Below are 19,811 nucleotides of genomic sequence, written 5' to 3' on the forward strand. Positions count from 1 at the left end.
GGCGACGGCGTCCGAGGTGAGATCCGGTGCGGTGCGCGGGAGGGCAGGATCGGTCGGGGTGTTCATAGCTGCTCCGTTCCGGGCTCCTCGTCAGGAGGTCGAGGAGCCGTGCAAGACGGTTGAACGTTCGCCTGTTGTAGGGAGAAGTAGATGTGCGGCCTTGTGCCAGGTCAAGGGGGTGACAGCGGTCCGTCCTGCCCGCATCAGCCGCCCAGTACCTTCGCCTCGGTCTCCGGGTCCGGGCCGACCGCGGGGAGGTCCCGCCGGAGCGGGCCCCGGCCACCGCGCGGACGGGCCGTGCGGAAGCCTCGCACGCCCTCGGTGTGAACTGCGTAGGCTGCGCGGAATGAGCAGACGGTGGTGGGCGTCCGGGGCCGCGGTACTGACCGTCGTCGCAGGTCTCGGAGTACGCGCCTGGTCGGACGGCGCGTTCGCCAAGTGCGCGGGTGACAGCCTCTACACGGTCCTGGTGTACCTGGTGGTGGTGCTGCTCGCGCCCCGGCTGCGCGCGGTGACCACGGCCGGGATCGCACTCGCTTTCAGCTGGGCCGTCGAGTTCCTCCAGATCGCCGGGATCCCGTCCGTGCTAAGGCCGTTGCTCGGCTCCACCTTCCACCCGCCGGACCTGCTCTGGTACACCGTCGGCGCCGCTCTCTGCTGGGCGGTGGCGGCGGTGGCGGGGCACACGGCCGAGGGTCGCAGGGAGCCGGAAGGCCCGCCCGGCACGGCGCACGGCTCCGGCGGACGCCCCGGCGGACTCACCGGAACGGGCGACCCCGTTCACTGATCAACTCCCCCTCGATCGGGTATTTTCGGCGCCATGGACGCGCCGTACACCCGCCTGCTGGTCGACCGCTTCGCGGAGACCTTCCGCTTCTACCGGGACGTGCTCCCCGGACTCACCGGGGCCGTGCTGGCGGGTGGCGACGAGTCGGCCGGGTATGCCAGCTGGGACCAGGACGGCCGTACGGTCTTCGCCCTCTTCGAGAGGCGCTTCATGTCCGGCGCGCTGGGCACCGACGGGCTCCCGCAGGGGGAGAAGGCGCAGGATCTCTTCTCCCTCGTCGTGCACCTGGCCGACCGGGACGCGCTGGACGCGGCGGTCACCCGGTGCACGGAAGCGGGCGCCGTGGTGGTGGCCGCGGCGCAGGACCGTCCGCAGTGGGGTCCGGCCCTGCGGGCAGCGCATCTGCGGGACCCCGACGGGCATCTGCTGGAGCTCCAGACCTACTGAGCCGGGTGGGCACCCGGGCACGGTGCGGCCGGGCAACCGGCTTACTCCCGTGGCCTGTTACGGGCCCCTCACCTCAGAGCGCGTCGCGGACCAGCGTCAGCACCTCCTCGTCGGAGAGGCCCAGCTCCCGGGCCTCCACAGCGAGTTCCCGTACCCGCGCCAGCAGCCGCGCCCGCCCCTGCGCGGCGCCGCCCACCACGACCGCGCCGCGGCCCCGGCGCAGTTCGATCAGGCCCTCCTCGCGCAGCCGCTGGTAACCGCGGAGCACGGTATGGACGTTGACCCCCAGGGAGTCGGCGAGCATGCGCGCGGCCGGGAGCCGTTCGCCCGCGGCCACCGCGCCGTCGGCGACCGCGCCGCGGACACAGGCCGCGATCTGGTCCCCCAGCGGGACCGCGGAGGACGGATCGATCCGGAAGAGCATCAGCGGCTGCCCTGCCGGTCGGCCAAGGTGTTGAGCAGGGCCGCGGCATCGGCGGAGCCGTCGACGGTGACCGCGAAGTCGCGGCCGTTCGTGCGTCGGATCACGATGGCCTCGCCGGAGCGGAGGATGAGGCCGGAACGGCCCGCCCGAACGCGGTAACCCCAGCCTCCGAACTCCTTCAGGGCGTCGACCTCACGGCTCGTGGCCCGCTCGACCTCGTTCAGCGGCACCCGGAGACGCGGCCAGGGCAGCCATCCGGTGGAGACGGTCAGGCCCCGGCGGTCCACGGTGACGCAGGGCCGGGCGAAGAGCAGGAGTACCAGGCCCAGCAGCAGGGGCGGTACGGCAGGCTGCCATCCGGCGGTGAGCAGGACGACGAGCGCGGTGCCGATCGCGGCCAGCAGCAGGATCCACATCAGCTGGGTGCCCGCGTACCGGGCCCAGCCCAGGGTCTCGCCGTCCGCGTGGTCGAGCCGCTCGACGGGTCCGTCCTCCGCCGGGGGGAGCTCGGACCGGAGGGACCGGCTCAGCCCCCGGCCGACGGCTGCCGACACCGCGGCCACACCGGCGGCCACCGCGATCTGCCAGAGCGGGAGTTCGGGAGAGGTGCGCAGGTTGGCGTACAGGGTCGCCGCCATCAGATAGCAGCAGAACCCGGCGACCGCCCAGCCGGTCACTATCAGGCCCCGTACTCCCCGCGACACGAGGACCCAGACCAGGCCCAGGCCGAGCGTGAGCGCCGTGAGGACGATGAAGAAGTTCAGCTGCCCGGAGGTGCCGTTGGCCTGACCGGTGCCGGTGAAGTGAGTGGCCAGCCGGTGTGGCAGCCGGTCCCGCAGCCGGACGAAGAGTACGAGGTCGACGACGTAGGCGAGCAGGAAGGGCAGCCCCGTGACTGCCACACGTCGGATGCGGTCAGGCCCCATGGAAACCTCCATTGTTTGCATCCAAGTAGAACAATGAAGGGAGGGGTCGTCAAGCGAACCCACCCAGCTGCACCCGTACAGATGAACGCAGCGGTCCCGCACCGGAGTACCGGTGCGGGACCGCTGACTGGATCTGTCCGCTGGGGAGGGGGCGTCGGCTACACGGCGGCGGTGAAGGGTGCCTGGAGTGTGGCACCGGGCGGGAGTTGCTCCTGGATGAGGGCGAGCGCCGCCCCGAAGTCCCCCTGGTCGTTGCCCGAGACATAGCTCGTGCCGCCGTAGTGCAGCGTGACGCCGAGGTCGGTGGCCGGACGCCGCAGGGCCAGCAGGCAGCTGAGCGTGGCCTGCTGGGCCGTGCTGTCCTCGGCGACCACCGGGAGCGGCATGTCCCACTCCAGCACGCAGTCGCTCAGTGGCCCGCCACCCTCCGGCCGCGCACCGTCGACCGGTGCGAACGAGTCGAACGAAGTACCCGCATAGTCGACTCCCCTGATCCGGGTGCGGAGTTGACGCTCTACGGCGCTGATCACAAGGGCATCTGATCCATGGCTGTCCCGGTACCAGCCGGCCCATGACTGTGGTGTCATGAGCGCGACTGTAGCGGTGTGACCAGCCCGGCGTCACCAAGAGTGATCAAGTCCGGACTTACCGGTGCGTGGTGGGGTTTTGCGGCGGGCGTCCCGTTTCCGGGGGCGGCGGACGGTACCTCAGCCCCGGGGCTCGCGCCACATCGGCCACATCTGCGGGCCGTCCGGCAACTGAACGGCAGTGCCCATGAATGCGAATCCCAGCCGCTCGTACAGCGCGCGGCTGCGCGTGCTGCTCGCCTCCAGATAGGCGGCGACGCCCTCACGGTCGCAGCGCTCCAGTACGGGCGCCATCAGCGCGGTGCCCAGCCCCTCGCCCTGGCGCTCCGGGGCCACCCCGATCATCAGCAGGTAAGCGTGTGCCCGGTCGTGCGGGTGGACCTCGCCCGTCAGCCGGCCCACCAGCTCGCAGCGTTCGTTGTCCGGGTCCGCGATCTCCCGCATCCGGGCCGGGGTGTCGTCCTCCTCCGGGACGCCCGCGGGGACATCGAGCCACAGGGCCATCGCCGAGCCGTCCTCCGCGAGGTCGACGCGGCCCTCCGCGAGGGTGACGTCGATGAAGACACCCAGGAACTTTCCGTGCACCGCCCTTCGGTGTGCTTCGTCGGGGAAGACCCAACTGCTCACCGGGTCGTGCATGAAGGACTCGTTCAGCAGCCGCACGAGCGTCTCCCGGTCGGCCTCGCCCGCCTGTCGTATCGCCACGCCCATGGTCCGGTTCCTCACATCTCTCGCCGTTCGCATCGTCCTGCACCGCGCCGCAGCCGGCCGAAGCCCACCGCAGCGCACCGCAACTGACCACAACTCACTGACGAGATCTTAGAGTTGACCCGGACCACGGGCGCCACGACTCAGCGGCTGCGCCGCGTCACGTACTCGGCGAGGGAGAGCAGACCGCCCGCCGCCGCGAGGTCGGGGACGGCCCGGGAGAGATGGCCGACGGCCCTGGCCATCCGGTCGGCGGCCTCCGTCTGCGCCCAGTCCCGCCCGCCGGCCCGGTCGACCGCGTCGGCCGCCCGCCGGATGCCGTCCGCGTCCAGAGGACCGCGGTACAGCTCCGCGAGCTCCGCCGCCGCCTCGGTGCCCGAGCCCAGGGCAGCCACCACCGGCAGTGACTTCTTGTGGGCGGCGAGATCGGCCCCGGCCGGTTTTCCGGTGTGGTCAGGCTCCCCCCAGATGCCGATCAGATCGTCGATCAGCTGGAAGGCGAGCCCGGCCTCCCGGCCGAACGCGTCCATGGCCGCCGCCACTTCGGGCCCGGCGCCCGCGTACAGCGCGCCCATCGCACAGGCACAGCCGAGCAGCGCGCCGGTCTTGGCCTCGGCCATGACCAGGCACTCGTCCAGCGACACATCGGCACGGGACTCGAAGGCGCAGTCCGCCTGCTGGCCCGCGCAGAGCTCGATCACACAGGTCGCCAGCCGCCCCGCCGCCGGTTTGGCCGCGGGGTGGGGATCATCGGTGAGGAGCCGAAGGGCGAGCGCCTGCATCGCGTCCCCGGTGATGATCGCGTCGGGTATGCCGAACACGGTCCAGGCGGTCGCCCGATGTCTGCGGGTCACGTCCCGGTCGATGACGTCGTCGTGCAGCAGCGTGAAGTTGTGCACCAGCTCCACCGCGGTGGCCGCCCGTACGGCCTGGCGGACCTCCCCGTTCAGCGCCTGGACCGCGGCGAGGACGAGCGCGGGTCTGATCGCCTTCCCCGTCTGTCCCGCGGCCGGGGATCCGTCGGAGTGCTCCCAGCCGAAGTGGTACATCCCGATCCGGCGCATCGCACCGGGAAGGGTTTCCAGCGTGGAGCGGAGCTCCGGGTCCACAGCGGCGCGGGTGCGTTCCAGGAGCGCTGCGGCCTCATGTCCTGTGGGCGCGGCGTCCGTTCGGGTCGTGGTCACGGTCTCTTCCTCTCCAGCCGGAGTACGGCACGGTCGGCCCGGACGCACCGGGCCCGGCAGCACTGCCGGGCCGGTCCGGGCCGGTCCCTCGGGACCGTCACCTTCACTGCCGGCGGCTGACTTCGACGTTCTCCAGAACGCCGAGGGCGTCCGGCACCAGCACGGCCGCCGAGTAGTACGCCGTCACCAGGTACGAGATGATCGCCTTCTCGTCGATGCCCATGAACCGCACGGAGAGACTCGGCTCGATCTCGTCGGGGATGCCGCTCTGCTGGAGTCCGACGACGCCCTGGTCGTCCTCGCCGGTCCTCATGCAGATGATCGACGTGGTGCGGGCGTCACTGACCTGGATCTTGTTGGACGGGAAGATCGGCACCCCGCGCCAGGCGGGCACATGGTGGCCGCCGACCTCCACGCTCTCCGGGACCAGCCCGCGCTTGTTGCACTCGCGGCCGAACGCGGCGATGGCCTTGGGGTGGGCGAGGAAGAGCTTGGACCCACGTCGGCGGGACAGCAGTTCGTCCATGTCGTCGGGGCTCGGGACGCCGTCGTGCGGCTGGATCCGCTGCCCGTAGTCGCAGTTGTGGAGCAGGCCGAACTCGCGGTTGTTGATCAGCTCGTGCTCCTGGCGCTCACGCAGCGCCTCGACCGTGAGCCGCAACTGGTGCTCGGTCTGGTTCATCGGCTGGTTGTACAGGTCGGCGACCCGGCTGTGGACCTTCAGCACGGTCTGCGCGACGCTCAGTTCGTACTCACGGGGCGCGCCCTCGTAGTCGACGAACGTGTTCGGGACGAGCGCCTCACCGGTGTGGCCGGCCGAGAGGTCGATGGCCGCTTCGCCGTAGTGGTTCGTGCGCTGCGCCGGCAGGGCCAGCAGGCCTGCGAGATGGTCGCGCAACGACTCCGCGCGCTCCGCCAGGTTCAGCACGTCCGCCCTGGTCAGCTCCAGTGCGACACACGCGGTGTCGGCGCGGGCCGTGTACTCCCAGGTGGCGCCCTCCTCGATCAGGGCCTGGTCGCCGAAGTACGACCCGTCGGCGAACGAGCCGAGCACCGTGGCGTCCCCGTAGGGGCCCGTACCGATCTTCTGGACCCGCCCGTGCGCCAGCAGGAACACCCGGTCCGCGGGGTCGCCCTCCGAGGCGAGCACCTCGCCCGGCCCGAACTCCCGCTGTGTGCACCGCTGGGCCAGCTCGGCCAGCGCCGCCTCGTCCTCGTAGTCCCGCAGTGCGGGCAGTTCGCCGAGCTCGGCGGGAATGACCTGGACACGCTCACCGGTCTGTACGAATGTCACGCGACCGTCTCCGACCGCATAGGTCAGCCGGCGGTTCACCCGGTACGTACCACCCTGTACCTGGACCCACGGCAGCATCTTCAGCAGCCACCGTGAGGTGATCTCCTGCATCTGCGGCGCGGACTTGGTGGTCGTTGCGAGGTTCCGCGCAGCCGCCGTGCCCAGACTCTGCTGCGGCGCTTCCTGCGTGTCGCGAACCTCTTCACCAACGGACATCTGAACGGTCCTCTCGATCTTGGACTGGCCTGCTGCAGAAGCCTTTCAGCGGAGGGGGGCGCGCGCTATTACACAAAAGAGTGCGACTAACAGTGCTTCGAGCTGGGCACGGTGTCCGCCGATGATCAGAAGGTTCTTAAGTTGCATCTCCTTGCAACTTATTCAGCCCGCTGCGTACCGCCAACCGGCCGCGCACCGCTCCGCACCCTCGGGCGACAATGGACGCATGCCTCCTGGAGCTCCCGGCCCCGACCGGCTGCACCCGGCGCTCCCGTCCCCGCTGCAGCCGGTCGACGACGACCGCTTCGCCCGCCACGGCGTCCAGCTGCTGCTCAAGCGCGACGACCTGATCCACCCGGAGCTGCCGGGCAACAAGTGGCGCAAGCTCGCCCCCAATCTGACGGCCGCCGCGGGCCGTACCGTGCTGACCTTCGGCGGCGCGTACTCCAACCACCTGCGGGCCACCGCGGCCGCGGGCCGGCTGCTGGGCTTCGCCACGATCGGTGTCGTACGCGGCGACGAGCTGGCCCACCGCCCGCTCAACCCCTCGCTGGCGCGGTGCGCGGCGGACGGCATGCGGCTGCACTTCGTGGACCGTACGGCCTACCGCGCCAAGACCGTCCCCGCCGGGATCACGGCCGGCGCCGACCAGCTGTACGTCGTCCCCGAGGGCGGCAGCAACACCCCGGCCGTGCACGGCTGCGCCGCACTCGGCCGGGAGCTGCGCGGCCTCGCCGACACCGTCGCGATGGCCGTCGGCACCGGTGGCACACTCGCCGGTCTGGCCGCCGGTCTGGCACCCGGCGAGCGGGCCCTCGGCTTCCCCGTACTGAAGGGCGGCTTCCTCGGCGCCGAGGTCGCGCGGCTCCAGCAGGCCGCCTTCGGCTCCCCGGCCGGTGACTGGCGGCTCGACGACCGCTTCCACTGCGGGGGCTACGCCCGCACCACCCCGGAACTCGACGCCTTCGCCGACGACTTCGAGGACCGGCACGGGCTGCCCGTGGAACGGATCTACGTCGCCAAGATGCTGTACGGGCTGACGGCCCTGGCCGCGGAGGGCGCCTTCCCGGCGGGGACCCGGATCGCCGCCGTCGTCACCGGTCAGCCCGTCTCCTCGCGGTAGGCCGCGGCCTCCTCCAGGTCCAGCCGCCGCAGCAGCGTCCTGAGCAGTTCGTCGTCGATCCGCCGCCGGTCGCGCAGCTCCACGAAGACCGCACGCTCGGCCTCGATCATCTCCCGGGCGAGACGGCGGTACGTGTCGTCGGCGGTCTCCCCGGTCTTCTCGTTGACCGTACCGAGGCGTTCCCAGACCGCGTTGCGGCGCCGTTCCAGCACCGTGCGCAGCCGGTCGGTGAGTGGCGGCGGCAGCTCGTTTTCCTCGTCGGTGAGCAGCCTGTCGAGCAGTTCCTCAGCGGCCCGCGACGCCTCGCTCTGCGCCTGGGCCTCGGCGAGCGTCTCGGCGTGCGCGTCACGGCCGGGGATCTTCAGCAGCCTGATCAGTGACGGCAGGGAGAGCCCCTGGACGACCAGGGTCGCGATGACCGTCGTGAAGGCCAGGAAGAGCACCAGATTCCGCGCGGGAAAACCGGCGCCGTGCGCGGTCAGCGGAATCGAGAAGGCAATGGCGAGCGAGACCACCCCACGCATTCCCGCCCAGCCGACGACGACCGGCGACGTCCAGTCCGTATCGGGTTCGCGTTCCCGGACGCGGCGGGACAGCATGCGTGGCAGAAAGGTGGCGGGGAACACCCAGACGAATCGCACCGCCACGACCACGACGAACACCACCAGCGCGTACCAGGCGGCCTCCCACCCGCCGTACGCGCCAAGGCCCCGGAGCACAAAGGGCAATTGCAGTCCGATCAGTGCGAACACCGTGGATTCGAGAATGAAGGAGACCATTCTCCAGACCGCCCCCTCCTGGAGCCGGGTCGCGAAATCGACCTGCCAGGAACGGTGTCCCAGATAGAGCGCGACGACCACCACGGCGAGCACCCCCGAGGCGTGCACCCGCTCGGCCGCCGCGTACGCGACGAACGGGATCAGCAGCGAGAGGGTGTTCTGCAGCAGTGCCTCCTTGAGGTGCGTGCGCAGCCAGTGCAGCGGCACCATCAGGAGCAGACCGACCCCGATTCCACCCACCGACGCCAGTGCGAATTCCGCGAGCCCACCGGCCCACGAGATCCCGGCGCCGACGGCGGCGGCCAGCGCCACCTTGTAGGCGGTGATCGCGGTCGCGTCGTTGAACAGCGACTCGCCCTGGAGGACCGTGGTCATCCGGGAGGGCAGCCCCAGCCGCCGGGCGATGGCGGTGGCGGCCACCGCGTCCGGCGGCGCGATCACCGCGCCGAGCACCAGCGCGGAGGTCAGCGGCAGATCCGGCACGATCAGATACGCCAGCCAGCCCACCACCAGCGTCGCGAACAGCACGTACCCGACGGAGAGCAGCGCCACGGGCCGCAGATTCGCCCGCAGGTCGAGGTACGAGGAGTCCACCGCGGCCGTGTAGAGCAGCGGCGGCAGCACCAGCGGGAGGACGACCCCCGGGTCCAGGGTGTAGTCCGGCACTCCGGGTACGTACGCCGCGACCAGCCCGACCGCGACCAGCAGCAGCGGCGCGGCCACCGGCGTCCGGCGCGCGACGCCCGCGACCGCCGCGCTGCCCGCCACCAGTGCCACCAGGGGCAATGCGTCCATCGGTCTGCCCACCCTCGTTCCAGGTCCGCCGTGAGGTCGTAACCTGGCAATCATGAGCGAGTGCCCGCACCTTGCAGAACTGCCGCGCCCCGAGCCGGCCCCGCTGAGCGACACCTGCCCGGAGTGCCTGGCCATCGGCAGCCATCCCGTACAACTGCGCCTCTGTCTGGAATGCGGGCACGTGGGCTGCTGCGACTCCTCCCCGTACCGGCACGCGAACGGGCACTTCGAAGCGACCGGACACCCGCTGATGCGGAGCTTCGAGCCCGGGGAGAGCTGGCGGTGGTGTTTTGTCGACGGTTCGATCGTCTGATCACTGGGTACGTCAACCGTCCGCTGTGTCTTTCCAGTTGGCCGCGCCGTCCGGTGGGACGGCGGGACGGGCGGAAATCCACAGCCCCGCAATTGAGCGTGCACACCCCCACCCACGATACGTACGCATGGAGTTACCATGAGTGACGGATCCGGATGGGGGTCCTGGCGACAGGGGGCCTTGGATCGCGATAGCGTCACGGCGTCAGGAAGCGACCATGTCACGCACGGTTGCGGGAGCAGTATTTCCCCGACCATGAACGAGCTTGTGCCACCTTGGAGGTGAGGGTGTCCCAGATCGCAGGCGAGCCCGGGACCCAGGACTTCGTGGAAGTCCGGCTGCCCGCTGCGGGTGCCTACCTGTCCGTGCTGCGTACGGCCACGGCCGGCCTCGCAGCACGCTTGGACTTCACTCTCGACGAGATCGAGGATCTCCGCATCGCGGTCGACGAGGCCTGCGCGATCCTGCTCCAGCAGGCCGTGCCCGGCTCCGTACTGAGCTGCGTGTTCCGGCTCATCGAGGACTCCCTCGAAGTGACGGTGTCGGCGCCCACCACGGACGGCCGCGCACCGGAGCGCGACACCTTCGCCTGGACGGTGCTCTCCGCACTCGCCGGCAAGGTCGAATCGACGGTCGCCGACGACCGTACGGTCAGCATCAGCCTGTACAAACAGCGCGGCGCGGGACCTGGACCGGCGTGAACGGGGACGGACCGGTGCGGGACGACGAGCGCAGCGCGCGGGCGCTGAGCACGGGGAACATCCCGGAGCAGCAGGCCCGGCCGCATCCGGTGGAAGGCCTTTTGGAGTCGGCGGAGCAGGCGGGCCTCATGAGCGAGCAGGACGAGCACCACCAGGAGCACAACCCCCGCGACCGCAGCGGGGCGAGGGCTCTCTTCATCGAGTTGCGCGAGCTCCCGGACGGCTCGCCCGAGAAGGCCGAACTGCGCAACAGGCTGGTGCGCATGCACCTGCCGCTGGTCGAGCATCTGGCCCGCCGCTTCCGCAATCGCGGGGAGCCGCTGGACGATCTGACCCAGGTCGCCACGATCGGCCTGATCAAGTCGGTCGACCGGTTCGACCCGGACCGCGGCGTGGAGTTCTCCACCTACGCGACACCCACGGTGGTCGGCGAGATCAAGCGGCACTTCCGTGACAAGGGCTGGGCGGTCCGGGTGCCGCGCCGCCTGCAGGAGCTGCGGCTGTCGCTGACGACGGCCACGGCCGAGCTGTCCCAGCAGCACGGCCGTGCCCCCACGGTCCATGAGCTGGCGGAGCGGCTCGGCATCTCGGAGGAAGAGGTCCTGGAGGGCCTGGAATCCGCGAACGCCTACTCGACGCTCTCGCTGGACGTCCCCGACACGGACGACGAGTCCCCCGCGGTCGCGGACACCCTGGGTTCGGAGGACGAGGCGCTGGAGGGCGTCGAGTACCGGGAGTCGCTCAAGCCGCTCCTGGAGGATCTGCCGCCCCGGGAGAAGCGGATCCTGCTGCTGCGGTTCTTCGGGAACATGACGCAGTCGCAGATCGCGCAGGAGGTGGGCATCTCACAGATGCATGTCTCACGGCTGCTGGCCCGGACGCTGGCGCAGCTGCGTGAGCGGCTGCTGGTGGAGGAGTAGACGGGACGCGCGGGGAAGAAGGCCCGTACCGGCCTCCGTCACGCTGCCGGAGCCCCTACGCCCCGCGCGGGCCCCTGATCCCCAGCGCCTCGGCCGTCGTCGGGTTCACCAGCAGGACCAGCGCGGCCACCGCCACCACGGCCAGGACGGCTCCCGCCGCGATCAGCCCTCCCGACGCCGACAGCAGCGTCCAGGCCACCGGCAGGGCGAGGATCTGGGTGATGACCGCCGGGCCGCGGCTCCAGCTGCGCCGCAGCAGCAGACCGCGCGCCGCGAGGAGCGGGATGAGGGCCAGCACGATCAGCATCAGCCCGGCCATCACCGGCTGACCGGGGCTGCCGCTGCCGAGAATCCCCCTGCCGATCGCGTACAGACCTCCGACGGCCAGCGCCGCACCTTCCAGCGCGGACAGTGCCGCGGCGGCGGTCAGACGGGCGGGGCGGGGGTCGCCGGACGGCTCTGCGGTCTGCTCGGTACTCACCCCTGCAGGGTAGCGGTCGGCCCCGGGGCCCGATCGAGGCCGGGGCTCGGCCAGGTACCAAGCGGTAGGTAATCTTCTGCCCATGCGCGCACTCCTCGTGGTCAATCCGGCAGCAACCACCACCAGTGCCCGCACCCGCGACGTACTCATCCACGCACTGGCCAGCGAGATGAAGCTGGAGGCCGTCACCACCGAGTACCGCGGTCATGCGCGTGACCTCGGCAGGCGGGCCGCGGAGAGCAACGACATCGATCTGGTGGTCGCGCTCGGCGGCGACGGCACGGTCAACGAGGTCGTCAACGGTCTGCTGCACCACGGCCCGGACCCCGACGGCCTGCCCGGCCTCGCGGTCGTCCCCGGCGGCTCCACCAATGTGTTCGCCCGCGCGCTCGGTCTGCCGAACGACGCCGTGGAGGCGACCGGCGCGATCCTGGACGCGCTGCGTGAGCGCCGGGAGCGCACCGTGGGGCTCGGACTGGCGGCCGGCACGCCCGGCACGGCGGACGAGGGCGTTCCGTCGCGCTGGTTCACGTTCTGTGCGGGGCTCGGATTCGACGCGGGAGTGGTCGGCCGGGTCGAACAGCAGCGGGAGCGCGGGAAGCGGTCGACGCACGCGCTCTACGTGCGCCAGGTGGTCCGCCAGTTCCTCGACGAGCCCAACCGCCGGCAGCGCGCGATCACCCTGGAGCAGCCCGGTGAGGACCCCGTCGAGGATCTCGTGCTGGCCATAGTGTGCAACACGTCTCCCTATACCTACCTGGGCAATCGCCCGATGTACGCCTCTCCGGCGGCCTCCTTCGACACCGCACTGGACGTGCTCGGACTGTCGAAATTGTCACCCGCTCATGTGGCACGTTTCGCTACTCAATTGCTCACTTCGACGCCCGAACGGGGTCCGCACGGAAAGCACGCGGTATCGCTCCACGACCTGACGGACTTCTCCTTGCATTCCAAGGTTCGACTGCCCTTCCAGATGGACGGTGACCACCTGGGACTGCGTACGAGCGTGACGTTCACAGGCGTACGCCGTGCACTGCGTGTGATTGTGTGAGTGGAAGGGCCCAAAGTCCTTTAACTCGAACGTTTGGGCTGGGATCCACCCCATGGAAGTACGGCTGTGACCTAGCCGACACCGAGGAATCAAAAAAAACTTTCCAGAAGGGGTTGTATCCGCAGCCGAGGTTTGCGAATCTCTACATGGCGCTCGGGACGGCCCGCAAGACCGGCCTCCCTGAAAGCCAGAACCCCTCCTCACATCAGGACCACAACCAGTTCGCCTGGAAGTCGGCCCTTCACCTGTGGGGGGATTCGTGAAAGCGTTCACATTCACAAGCAACCTGCACGTAACACCTAAGAGAGGTAGCAGCCATGGACTGGCGTCACAACGCCGTTTGTCGTGAGGAAGACCCGGAGCTGTTCTTCCCCATCGGCAACACCGGTCCCGCGCTGCTGCAGATCGAGGAAGCCAAGGCCGTCTGCCGCCGCTGCCCCGTCATGGAGCAGTGCCTGCAGTGGGCGCTCGAGTCCGGCCAGGACTCCGGCGTCTGGGGTGGCCTCAGCGAGGACGAGCGCCGCGCAATGAAGCGCCGTGCCGCTCGCAACCGGGCGCGTAACGCGACCGCCTGATCACCCCTGGTACGAGCTTGAGCCCGGCGGCGCGCGTACAGCGAGTACGCACCACCGTCGCCCCCGAAACGCAGCGCGCAGTACCCCCGATGCGCACGCAGTACTGATCGGCCGGAGAGGAATTGCTCTCCCCGACGCACAGCACAGCAGTGAGCCCCGGACCGAATCACCTTTTCGGTCCGGGGCTCACTGCTGTGCCCGTTCGGTTACGTGTCCCACCGGCCCGCTACTTGTCGGCGGGCACCGGAATGTCGAGCACCACCTGGGTGCCGCGCTCCGGGGCCGGGACCATGTCGAAGGAGCCGCCCAACTCGCCTTCGACCAGCGTCCGGACGATTTGCAGGCCCAGATTTCCCGCGGTCTTCGCGTCGAATCCCTCGGGCAGTCCGCGCCCGTCGTCCTGGACCGTGATCAGCAGCCGGGCGTCGTCGCGCATTCCGCCGCGGACCGCGGAGACCTCGACCGTTCCCAGATCGCCCGGGGCGAAGGCGTGTTCAAGAGCGTTCTGCAGGACCTCGGTCAGCACCATCGAGAGCGGGGTCGCGACCTCGGCGTCGAGAATGCCGAAGCGGCCCGTGCGACGGCAGTTCACCTTGCCGGGAGAAATCTCGGCGACCATCGCGATGACGCGGTCGGCGATCTCGTCGAACTCGACGCGCTCGTCCAGATTCTGCGAAAGCGTCTCGTGGACGATCGCGATGGAACCGACGCGCCGCACCGCCTCGTTGAGCGCTTCCTTGCCCTGGTCCGAATCCATCCTCCGCGCCTGGAGACGCAACAGGGCCGCCACCGTCTGGAGGTTGTTCTTCACCCGGTGGTGGATCTCCCGGATGGTGGCGTCCTTGGTGATCAACTCACGTTCACGGCGGCGCAGTTCCGTGACGTCCCGGAGCAGGACGAGCGAGCCGATCCGGGTGCCCTTCGGGGAGAGCGGAATCGCCCGGAGCTGGATCACCCCGTCGTTGCCCTCGACCTCGGTCTCACGCGGTGCGTAACCGCTGGCCAGTTTGACCATGGCCTCGTCGACCGGTCCCCTGGCCGGGGCGAGGTCGGTGGTGAGTTGGCCCAGGTGCTGGCCCACCAGGTCGGACGCCAGGCCGAGTCGGTGGTAGGCGGAGAGCGCGTTCGGGCTGGCGTACTGGACCACGCCGTCCGCGTCGAGGCGGATCATCCCGTCGCCCACGCGGGGGGACGCGTCCATGTCGACCTGCTGGCCGGGGAACGGGAAGGACCCGGCGGCGATCATCTGGGCCAGGTCGGAGGCCGACTGGAGGTAGGTGAGTTCGAGGCGGGAGGGGGTGCGGACCGTGAGCAAGTTCGTGTTGCGGGCGATCACGCCCAGCACCCGCCCCTCGCGGCGTACCGGGATGGACTCGACCCGCACCGGCACCTCCTCGCGCCACTCCGGGTCGCCCTCGCGGACGATCCGGCCCTCGTCGAGGGCGGCGTCGAGCAACGGGCGCCGGCCACGTGGAACGAGATGGCCGACCATGTCGTCCTGGTAGGAGGTGGGGCCGGTGTTCGGCCGCATCTGCGCCACCGAGACGTAGCGGGTGCCGTCGCGGGTGGGAACCCACAGCACGAGGTCGGCGAAGGACAGGTCGGAGAGCAGCTGCCACTCCGAGACCAGCAGGTGGAGCCACTCGAGGTCGGTATCGCTCAGAGCGGTGTGCTGGCGGACGAGGTCGTTCATGGAGGGCACGGGTGCGAGCGTACCCGCCGCGTCCACGTTCACATTCTCCTCGTCGTACGCATGGACATCCGAGAATGGTCTAGTCCACAATGTGCAGGCAGAGACTTCCGCTCTCCCCGCACAGGAGAGCGGGGACGAGGTACGCGGCGCTCTCTGCCCTGACTGCGCCAAGTCCTCTTCACGGTCGCCGGGAACCGCACACCCGACGGCCGAGGCAGCTGAGGGCTGCGGTGCCGGACGGACGGGCCGAGGGTCCCGACCGGCCTGGCGCCGCGGCCCGCAGTCAGCCGTGCTCGCCCCGCCCGGTGCCGGGCGGATCTCCGTCATCGTGGCCGGTGCCCGTGGCGCGTCCGGGTCCTCGAACCCCGCGCCTCCAGCCGGCGTACCCGCTGGAGCGCCCGGGAGCCTCCGTACCGCCGTTCCGTGTGCGTACCGGCTGTGCCCCGTCGACCATGGGAGTGAGGGGGGACGGAACCGCCGGACGGAGCAGGCAGCTCTGCTAGATTGGTCTATACCACATGTTTGCACTCTCCAGATCGGCAGGCCCAGCGTGGAAGTTGTCATCGTCCCGGACGCCAAGGCAGGCGGCGAAGTCATCGCGGAGGCCATGGCCGGCCTGCTGCGCCGCAAGCCCGACGCTCTGCTCGGTGTCGCCACCGGCTCGACCCCGCTGCCCGTCTACGAAGCGCTGGCCGCCAAGGTGAAGGCCAAGGCCGTCGACGCCGCGCGGGCCCGCATCTGCCAGCTCGACGAGTACGTCGGCCTGCCGGCCGGGCACCCCGAGTCGTACCGCTCCGTGGTGCTGCGCGAGGTCGTCGAACCGCTCGGTCTGACCGAGTCCTCCTTCATGGGCCCCGACGGCTCCGCCGACGACATCCCGGCGGCCTGCGCCGCGTACGACCGGGCGCTCGCCGAGGCCGGGGGCGTCGATCTCCAGCTCCTGGGCATCGGCACCGACGGGCACATAGGCTTCAACGAGCCCTGCTCCTCGCTCGCTTCGCGCACCCGTATCAAGACCCTCACCGAGCAGACCCGGATCGACAACGCCCGGTTCTTCGACGGTGACATCGACCAGGTACCGCACCACGTCGTGACCCAGGGCATCGGCACCATCCTGGAGGCCCGCCACGTGGTGCTGCTCGCCACCGGTGAGGGCAAGGCGGAGGCCGTGGCACAGACCGTCGAGGGCCCGGTGGCCGCGCTGGTGCCCGCCTCGGCGCTCCAGTTGCACCCGCACGCCACGGTGGTCGTCGACGAGGCCGCGGCGTCGAAGCTGAAGCTGGCCGACTACTTCCGCGCGACGTTCGCGTCGAAGCCGGAGTGGCAGGGCCTGTAGCCACACGGGCGTACGAGAAGGGCCGGGCACCCCGTGCGGGGTGCCCGGCCCTTCTCCGTGCCCGGTTGGGCCCGGTGTCCGGTTACCGCGGAGCCGTGCCCGCGACGACCTCCGCCGCCGCGCGCCCGCAGACCCGGGCGGCCCCGTGGGTGGCGATGTGGAGCGCCCCGCGCGGCTCGGCCCGCGGGACGCCCATCTCGACCACGACCGTGTCGGCACGCACCGCCAGCAGGCCGTCGAGCGCGGCGGCCATCCAGGGGTGCCGGTGGACGTCACGGACGACCGCGACGATCCGGCGCTCCCCGGCGGCGGCCAGCACCGCGTCGACCGACGCGGTCGCGTCGTACGTCCCCGTCCCGGTGCCCGGCAGCAGCGCCGCCAGTTCCGCGGCGATGCCCCACGGGGTCTCGTCGCCGACCGCGATGTTGGCCACCGGCGTGAAGGCCGCGACGTACGGGGCCGAGGTCAGCGGCCGGTATTCGGCGCCCGGGGTGACCTTCAGCGCCCGGCGGGCCGCCGTGAGTCCGATGCCGGTGCCGGGCGCGGTCCCCTCCTGTGCAGCCGCGCCCGGCTCCGAAGCCCCCCTGGCCTGGCGGGTCCACGCCGCGAGCGCACGTACGCGCGCGGCTGCGTCCGCCAGCCGTTCCTCGGGCAGATCTCCTGCCCGTACCGCCGCCACCAGCGCGTCGCGCAGGCGCAGCACGGTCTGCTCGTCACAGAGGCCGCCGCCCACGCAGATGGCGTCGGCTCCCGCCGCGACGGCGAGGACGCTGCCGCGTTCGATGCCGTACGTCGACGCGATGGCCTGCATCTCCATGCCGTCGGTGACGATCAGCCCCTCGTACCCGAGCTCCTGACGCAGCAGCCCGGTGAGGATCTGCGGGCTCAGCGTCGCGGGGCGCTCGCGGTCGAGTGCGGGAAGCAGGATATGCGCACTCATGACGGATTTGGAACCCGCGGCGATCGCGGCCCGGAACGGCACCAGTTCGCGGGCGTGCAGCGTCTCCAGGTCCACGTCGATGCGGGGCAGCGCGTGGTGCGAGTCGACGGCGGTGTCGCCGTGGCCGGGGAAGTGCTTGGTGCAGGCCGCGACACCGGCGGCCTGGAGGCCCTCGATGTACGCGGCGGTGTGCCGGGCGACGAGTGCGGTGTCGGCACCGAAGGACCGTACACCTATGACTGGATTGTCCGGGTTCGAGTTGACGTCGGCGGACGGCGCCCAGTTGAGGTTGACGCCGCACTCGGCGAGACGCCGGCCCAGTTCGTGGGCGACGGCCCTGGTCAGCTCCGGGTCGTCGACCGCGCCGAGCGCGAGATTGCCGGGGAAGGAGGACCCGCTGCGCACTTCGAGGCGGGTGACGTCGCCGCCCTCCTCGTCGATCGCGACGAGGATGTCGTCGCGCTCCTCCCGCAACCGGGCGGTGAGCGCGGCGAGTTGCGGGGCCGAGGCGATGTTCCGGCCGAACAGGCCGACGGACGCCAGTCCTTCGCCGATCCTGCGCAGCAGCCAGTCGGGCGGCGTGGTGCCGGTGAAGCCGGGCTGGAGGACGGCGAGCGCGTCGCGGGTGAGTGTGTCCGTACCCGTGGTGATGGTGGTCATGGAACGGCGTTATCCCTTCACTGCACCGGAGGTGAGACCACTGACCGCCTTGCGCTGGAGATAGACGAAGAGGATCAGGATCGGGATGGCGAAGATGGACGAGGCCGCCATGGTCGCACCCCAGTCGTCACCGAACAGGCTCTGGAACTGGGAGAGCCAGAGCGGAAGCGTCTTCGCGCCGGGCTCCTTGTTCAGGATGAGAACCAGCGGGAATTCGTTCCACGCGGTGATGAAACCGAAGAGCGAGGTGGCCATCAGCCCGGGGGCGAGCAGCGGCAGGATCACCTTGACGAAGGCCTGCGGGCGGCTGCAGCCGTCGACCATGGCGGACTCCTCCAGCTCCTTCGGCACGGCGGCGACGTAGCCGCGCAGCGTCAGGACGGTGAAGGGCAGCACCATGATCATGTAGAAGAGGGTCAGCGGGACCAGGCTGTTGAGCATGTCCGCGTCGCGGACCAGCATGTAGACCGCGATGACCATGACCTCCCAGGGGGCCATCTGCGCGAGCATGAAGATCACGATCATGCCCTTGCGGCCCTTGAACCGCATGCGGGCGAGCGCGAAGGACGCGAAGAGCGCGATCAGCAGCGACAGCAGGACCGAGACCACGGTGACGGTCAGCGAGTTGCCGACCATGCGCCAGAAGTTCGGGGCGTCGACAGCGGTCTTGAAGTGGTCCAGCGTGACGTTCGTCGGGAACCACACCGGGGTCTCGCTGATGATGTCCCCGGTCGGCTTGAACGCCGTGCTGAACATCCAGTAGACGGGGAAGATCAGCCCGAGGAAGAGGATGATCGCCGTCGCGTTGGGCCAGATGCGGCCGAGCAGTGAGCGCTTCACAGCTCGTCCTCCCCTTGCTTGAGAACGATGCGGAGGTAGTACGAGGTGAGGCCCAGCATGATCAGGATGGTGAGCAGCGAGATCGCCGCGCCCATGCCGTAGTGCTGGTTGCCGACGCCTTCGACGAAGGCGTACACGGGCAGGGTCTCGGTGAGCCGGTTCGGCCCGCCCTCGTTCAGCGTGAAGAGCTGCGCGAAGGACTTGAAGACCCAGATCACCTCGAGGAAGGTCGTGGCGTACAGGAAGGGCCGCATGAACGGGAAGGTCACCGAGGTGAAGCTCTTCCAGACGCCGGCGCCGTCGAGCGAGGCGGCTTCGTACAGCTCCTTGGGGATGGTCGTCGTCGCGGCGTAGAGGTTGATCGCCACGAACGGTATCGACTGCCAGACGATCAGCAGGGTGACCACGAAGAAGGTGGAGAGCTGCGACCCGGTCCAGGCGTAGTCGGCCATCGAGTGCCAGCCGAGCTTGTCGAGCACGTAGTTGACGACGCCGAAGCGCTGCGCGAACAGCCACTGGTAGACGGTGGAGGCCGCGACGACCGGCATCGCCCAGGCGAGCACCAGGCCGAGCATCAGCGTCAGGCGCATCTTCTTGCCGAGCCGGGCGAGCAGCAGTCCGATCAGGGTGCCGATCACCATGATCAGGACGACGTTGGCGGCCGTGAAGACGATCGTGCGGAGGGTGACCCGCCAGAAGTCCTCGCCGCCGAGGACGTCCTTGTAGTTCTGGATGCCGTTCCACTCGGTCACATGCTGGATCAGCTGCCCCATGTTGAGGTTCTGGAACGACAGCATGGCGTTCTTCACCAGCGGCCAGCCGAGGAACAACGCGGTCACCGCGAGAGCCGGGAGCATCAACAGGTAGGGGGCCGCGCCCAGGCGTCTGGTCCGCCTGCGCTCCTGCCCCCCGTCCGCCTGCCCGCGGGGTCCGGCCCCCTGGTGCACATCCGCCGGATTGGTCTGCACTGCCATGCTCGCCATCACTTCCAACAAAGCCGTACAAGGACGAAGCGCGACGCCGGGGCGGCG

The 19,811-nt window shown here is 70.1% G+C and carries 21 protein-coding genes; 9 read left to right on the top strand and 12 right to left on the bottom strand.

All coding sequences use genetic code 11. The features are described from left to right. The first annotated feature begins 346 nt into the window (after nucleotides 1–346). Nucleotides 347–787, top strand: a complete 441-nt coding sequence (locus NBY69_RS02585; protein ID WP_250297933.1) for a DUF2809 domain-containing protein — start codon at nucleotides 347–349, stop codon at nucleotides 785–787. Between the two features lie 33 nt (nucleotides 788–820). Next, nucleotides 821–1,234 carry a VOC family protein gene (locus tag NBY69_RS02590; RefSeq protein WP_250297934.1) on the top strand — a complete coding sequence of 138 codons (414 nt, stop codon included), beginning with the start codon at nucleotides 821–823 and terminating at the stop codon, nucleotides 1,232–1,234. A gap of 73 nt (nucleotides 1,235–1,307) precedes the next feature. Here the strand turns inward: NBY69_RS02590 and NBY69_RS02595 are convergent, their stop codons facing one another. The 6 genes from NBY69_RS02595 to NBY69_RS02620 form a co-directional block, all read right to left on the bottom strand. Further along, entirely contained in the window at nucleotides 1,308–1,658 is a 351-nt protein-coding gene (locus NBY69_RS02595; protein WP_250297935.1) for a GntR family transcriptional regulator, read from the bottom strand. Next, nucleotides 1,658–2,584, bottom strand: a complete 927-nt coding sequence (locus NBY69_RS02600) for a DUF1648 domain-containing protein (RefSeq protein ID WP_250297936.1) — start codon at nucleotides 2,582–2,584, stop codon at nucleotides 1,658–1,660. Before NBY69_RS02600 ends, NBY69_RS02595 begins: the two co-directional genes overlap by 1 nt. 158 nt (nucleotides 2,585–2,742) lie before the next feature. Next, nucleotides 2,743–3,171 carry a DUF6304 family protein gene (locus NBY69_RS02605; protein ID WP_250297937.1) on the bottom strand — a complete coding sequence of 143 codons (429 nt, stop codon included), beginning with the start codon at nucleotides 3,169–3,171 and terminating at the stop codon, nucleotides 2,743–2,745. A 120-nt stretch (nucleotides 3,172–3,291) separates the two neighbouring features. Next, on the bottom strand, nucleotides 3,292–3,882 hold the full coding sequence (locus NBY69_RS02610) for a GNAT family N-acetyltransferase (protein WP_250297938.1): 591 nt from the start codon (nucleotides 3,880–3,882) through the stop codon (nucleotides 3,292–3,294). Nucleotides 3,883–4,022: 140 nt separating this feature from the next. Continuing rightward, complete coding sequence (locus NBY69_RS02615) at nucleotides 4,023–5,063, bottom strand: family 2 encapsulin nanocompartment cargo protein polyprenyl transferase (protein ID WP_250297939.1); 1,041 nt, start codon at nucleotides 5,061–5,063, stop codon at nucleotides 4,023–4,025. A gap of 103 nt (nucleotides 5,064–5,166) precedes the next feature. Next, a complete protein-coding gene (locus tag NBY69_RS02620; RefSeq protein WP_250297940.1) occupies nucleotides 5,167–6,573 on the bottom strand; it encodes a family 2B encapsulin nanocompartment shell protein in 1,407 nt (468 codons plus the stop codon). A 226-nt stretch (nucleotides 6,574–6,799) separates the two neighbouring features. On the opposite strand from NBY69_RS02620, the gene NBY69_RS02625 reads away from it, so the two are divergent. Beyond that, nucleotides 6,800–7,696 carry a 1-aminocyclopropane-1-carboxylate deaminase/D-cysteine desulfhydrase gene (locus tag NBY69_RS02625; RefSeq protein ID WP_250297941.1) on the top strand — a complete coding sequence of 299 codons (897 nt, stop codon included), beginning with the start codon at nucleotides 6,800–6,802 and terminating at the stop codon, nucleotides 7,694–7,696. On the opposite strand, the gene NBY69_RS02630 is transcribed toward NBY69_RS02625, so the two are convergent. After that, on the bottom strand, nucleotides 7,675–9,270 hold the full coding sequence (locus NBY69_RS02630) for a Na+/H+ antiporter (protein ID WP_250297942.1): 1,596 nt from the start codon (nucleotides 9,268–9,270) through the stop codon (nucleotides 7,675–7,677). The genes NBY69_RS02625 and NBY69_RS02630 overlap by 22 nt on opposite strands. Nucleotides 9,271–9,322: 52 nt before the next feature. Here NBY69_RS02630 and NBY69_RS02635 point away from each other — a divergent pair, with 52 nt between their 5' ends. From NBY69_RS02635 to NBY69_RS02645, 3 genes are all read left to right on the top strand, one after another. Next, the gene (locus NBY69_RS02635) at nucleotides 9,323–9,583 is read left to right on the top strand and encodes a UBP-type zinc finger domain-containing protein (RefSeq protein ID WP_250297943.1); all 261 of its coding nucleotides are present in this window, start codon (nucleotides 9,323–9,325) and stop codon (nucleotides 9,581–9,583) included. 287 nt (nucleotides 9,584–9,870) lie between these two features. Next, the gene (locus NBY69_RS02640; protein WP_164265750.1) at nucleotides 9,871–10,284 is read left to right on the top strand and encodes an anti-sigma regulatory factor; all 414 of its coding nucleotides are present in this window, start codon (nucleotides 9,871–9,873) and stop codon (nucleotides 10,282–10,284) included. Further along, nucleotides 10,281–11,204, top strand: a complete 924-nt coding sequence (locus NBY69_RS02645; protein WP_374211191.1) for an RNA polymerase sigma factor SigF — start codon at nucleotides 10,281–10,283, stop codon at nucleotides 11,202–11,204. Before NBY69_RS02640 ends, NBY69_RS02645 begins: the two co-directional genes overlap by 4 nt. A gap of 55 nt (nucleotides 11,205–11,259) precedes the next feature. On the opposite strand, the gene NBY69_RS02650 is transcribed toward NBY69_RS02645, so the two are convergent. Next, a complete protein-coding gene (locus NBY69_RS02650) occupies nucleotides 11,260–11,685 on the bottom strand; it encodes a hypothetical protein (RefSeq protein WP_374211192.1) in 426 nt (141 codons plus the stop codon). 82 nt (nucleotides 11,686–11,767) lie between these two features. Here NBY69_RS02650 and NBY69_RS02655 point away from each other — a divergent pair, with 82 nt between their 5' ends. Further along, nucleotides 11,768–12,736 (top strand): diacylglycerol kinase family protein, encoded by a 969-nt coding sequence (locus NBY69_RS02655; protein WP_250297945.1) that lies wholly within the window; start codon nucleotides 11,768–11,770, stop codon nucleotides 12,734–12,736. A 317-nt stretch (nucleotides 12,737–13,053) separates the two neighbouring features. Next, a complete protein-coding gene (locus NBY69_RS02660) occupies nucleotides 13,054–13,311 on the top strand; it encodes a WhiB family transcriptional regulator (RefSeq protein WP_004937597.1) in 258 nt (85 codons plus the stop codon). Between the two features lie 226 nt (nucleotides 13,312–13,537). On the opposite strand, the gene NBY69_RS02665 is transcribed toward NBY69_RS02660, so the two are convergent. After that, nucleotides 13,538–15,004 (bottom strand): sensor histidine kinase, encoded by a 1,467-nt coding sequence (locus tag NBY69_RS02665; protein WP_250298029.1) that lies wholly within the window; start codon nucleotides 15,002–15,004, stop codon nucleotides 13,538–13,540. A gap of 550 nt (nucleotides 15,005–15,554) precedes the next feature. Here NBY69_RS02665 and nagB point away from each other — a divergent pair. Further along, the gene (nagB, locus tag NBY69_RS02670) at nucleotides 15,555–16,340 is read left to right on the top strand and encodes a glucosamine-6-phosphate deaminase (RefSeq protein ID WP_250297946.1); all 786 of its coding nucleotides are present in this window, start codon (nucleotides 15,555–15,557) and stop codon (nucleotides 16,338–16,340) included. 82 nt (nucleotides 16,341–16,422) lie between these two features. Here the strand turns inward: nagB and NBY69_RS02675 are convergent, their stop codons facing one another. From NBY69_RS02675 to NBY69_RS02685, 3 genes are read right to left on the bottom strand one after another with little or no spacing between them, the layout of a single operon-like run. Next, on the bottom strand, nucleotides 16,423–17,940 hold the full coding sequence (locus NBY69_RS02675) for a glycoside hydrolase family 3 protein (RefSeq protein WP_250297947.1): 1,518 nt from the start codon (nucleotides 17,938–17,940) through the stop codon (nucleotides 16,423–16,425). Between the two features lie 9 nt (nucleotides 17,941–17,949). Then, a complete protein-coding gene (locus NBY69_RS02680; protein ID WP_250297948.1) occupies nucleotides 17,950–18,780 on the bottom strand; it encodes a carbohydrate ABC transporter permease in 831 nt (276 codons plus the stop codon). Then, nucleotides 18,777–19,754, bottom strand: coding sequence for a carbohydrate ABC transporter permease (locus NBY69_RS02685; RefSeq protein WP_250298030.1), 978 nt, complete (start codon nucleotides 19,752–19,754; stop codon nucleotides 18,777–18,779). The genes NBY69_RS02680 and NBY69_RS02685 overlap by 4 nt, the downstream gene beginning before the upstream one ends. Between the last annotated feature and the right edge of the window lie 57 nt (nucleotides 19,755–19,811).

It is taken from the genome of Streptomyces sp. A 4/2 (assembly GCF_940670765.1).
In the GTDB taxonomy this organism is placed as follows: Bacteria; Actinomycetota; Actinomycetes; order Streptomycetales; family Streptomycetaceae; genus Streptomyces.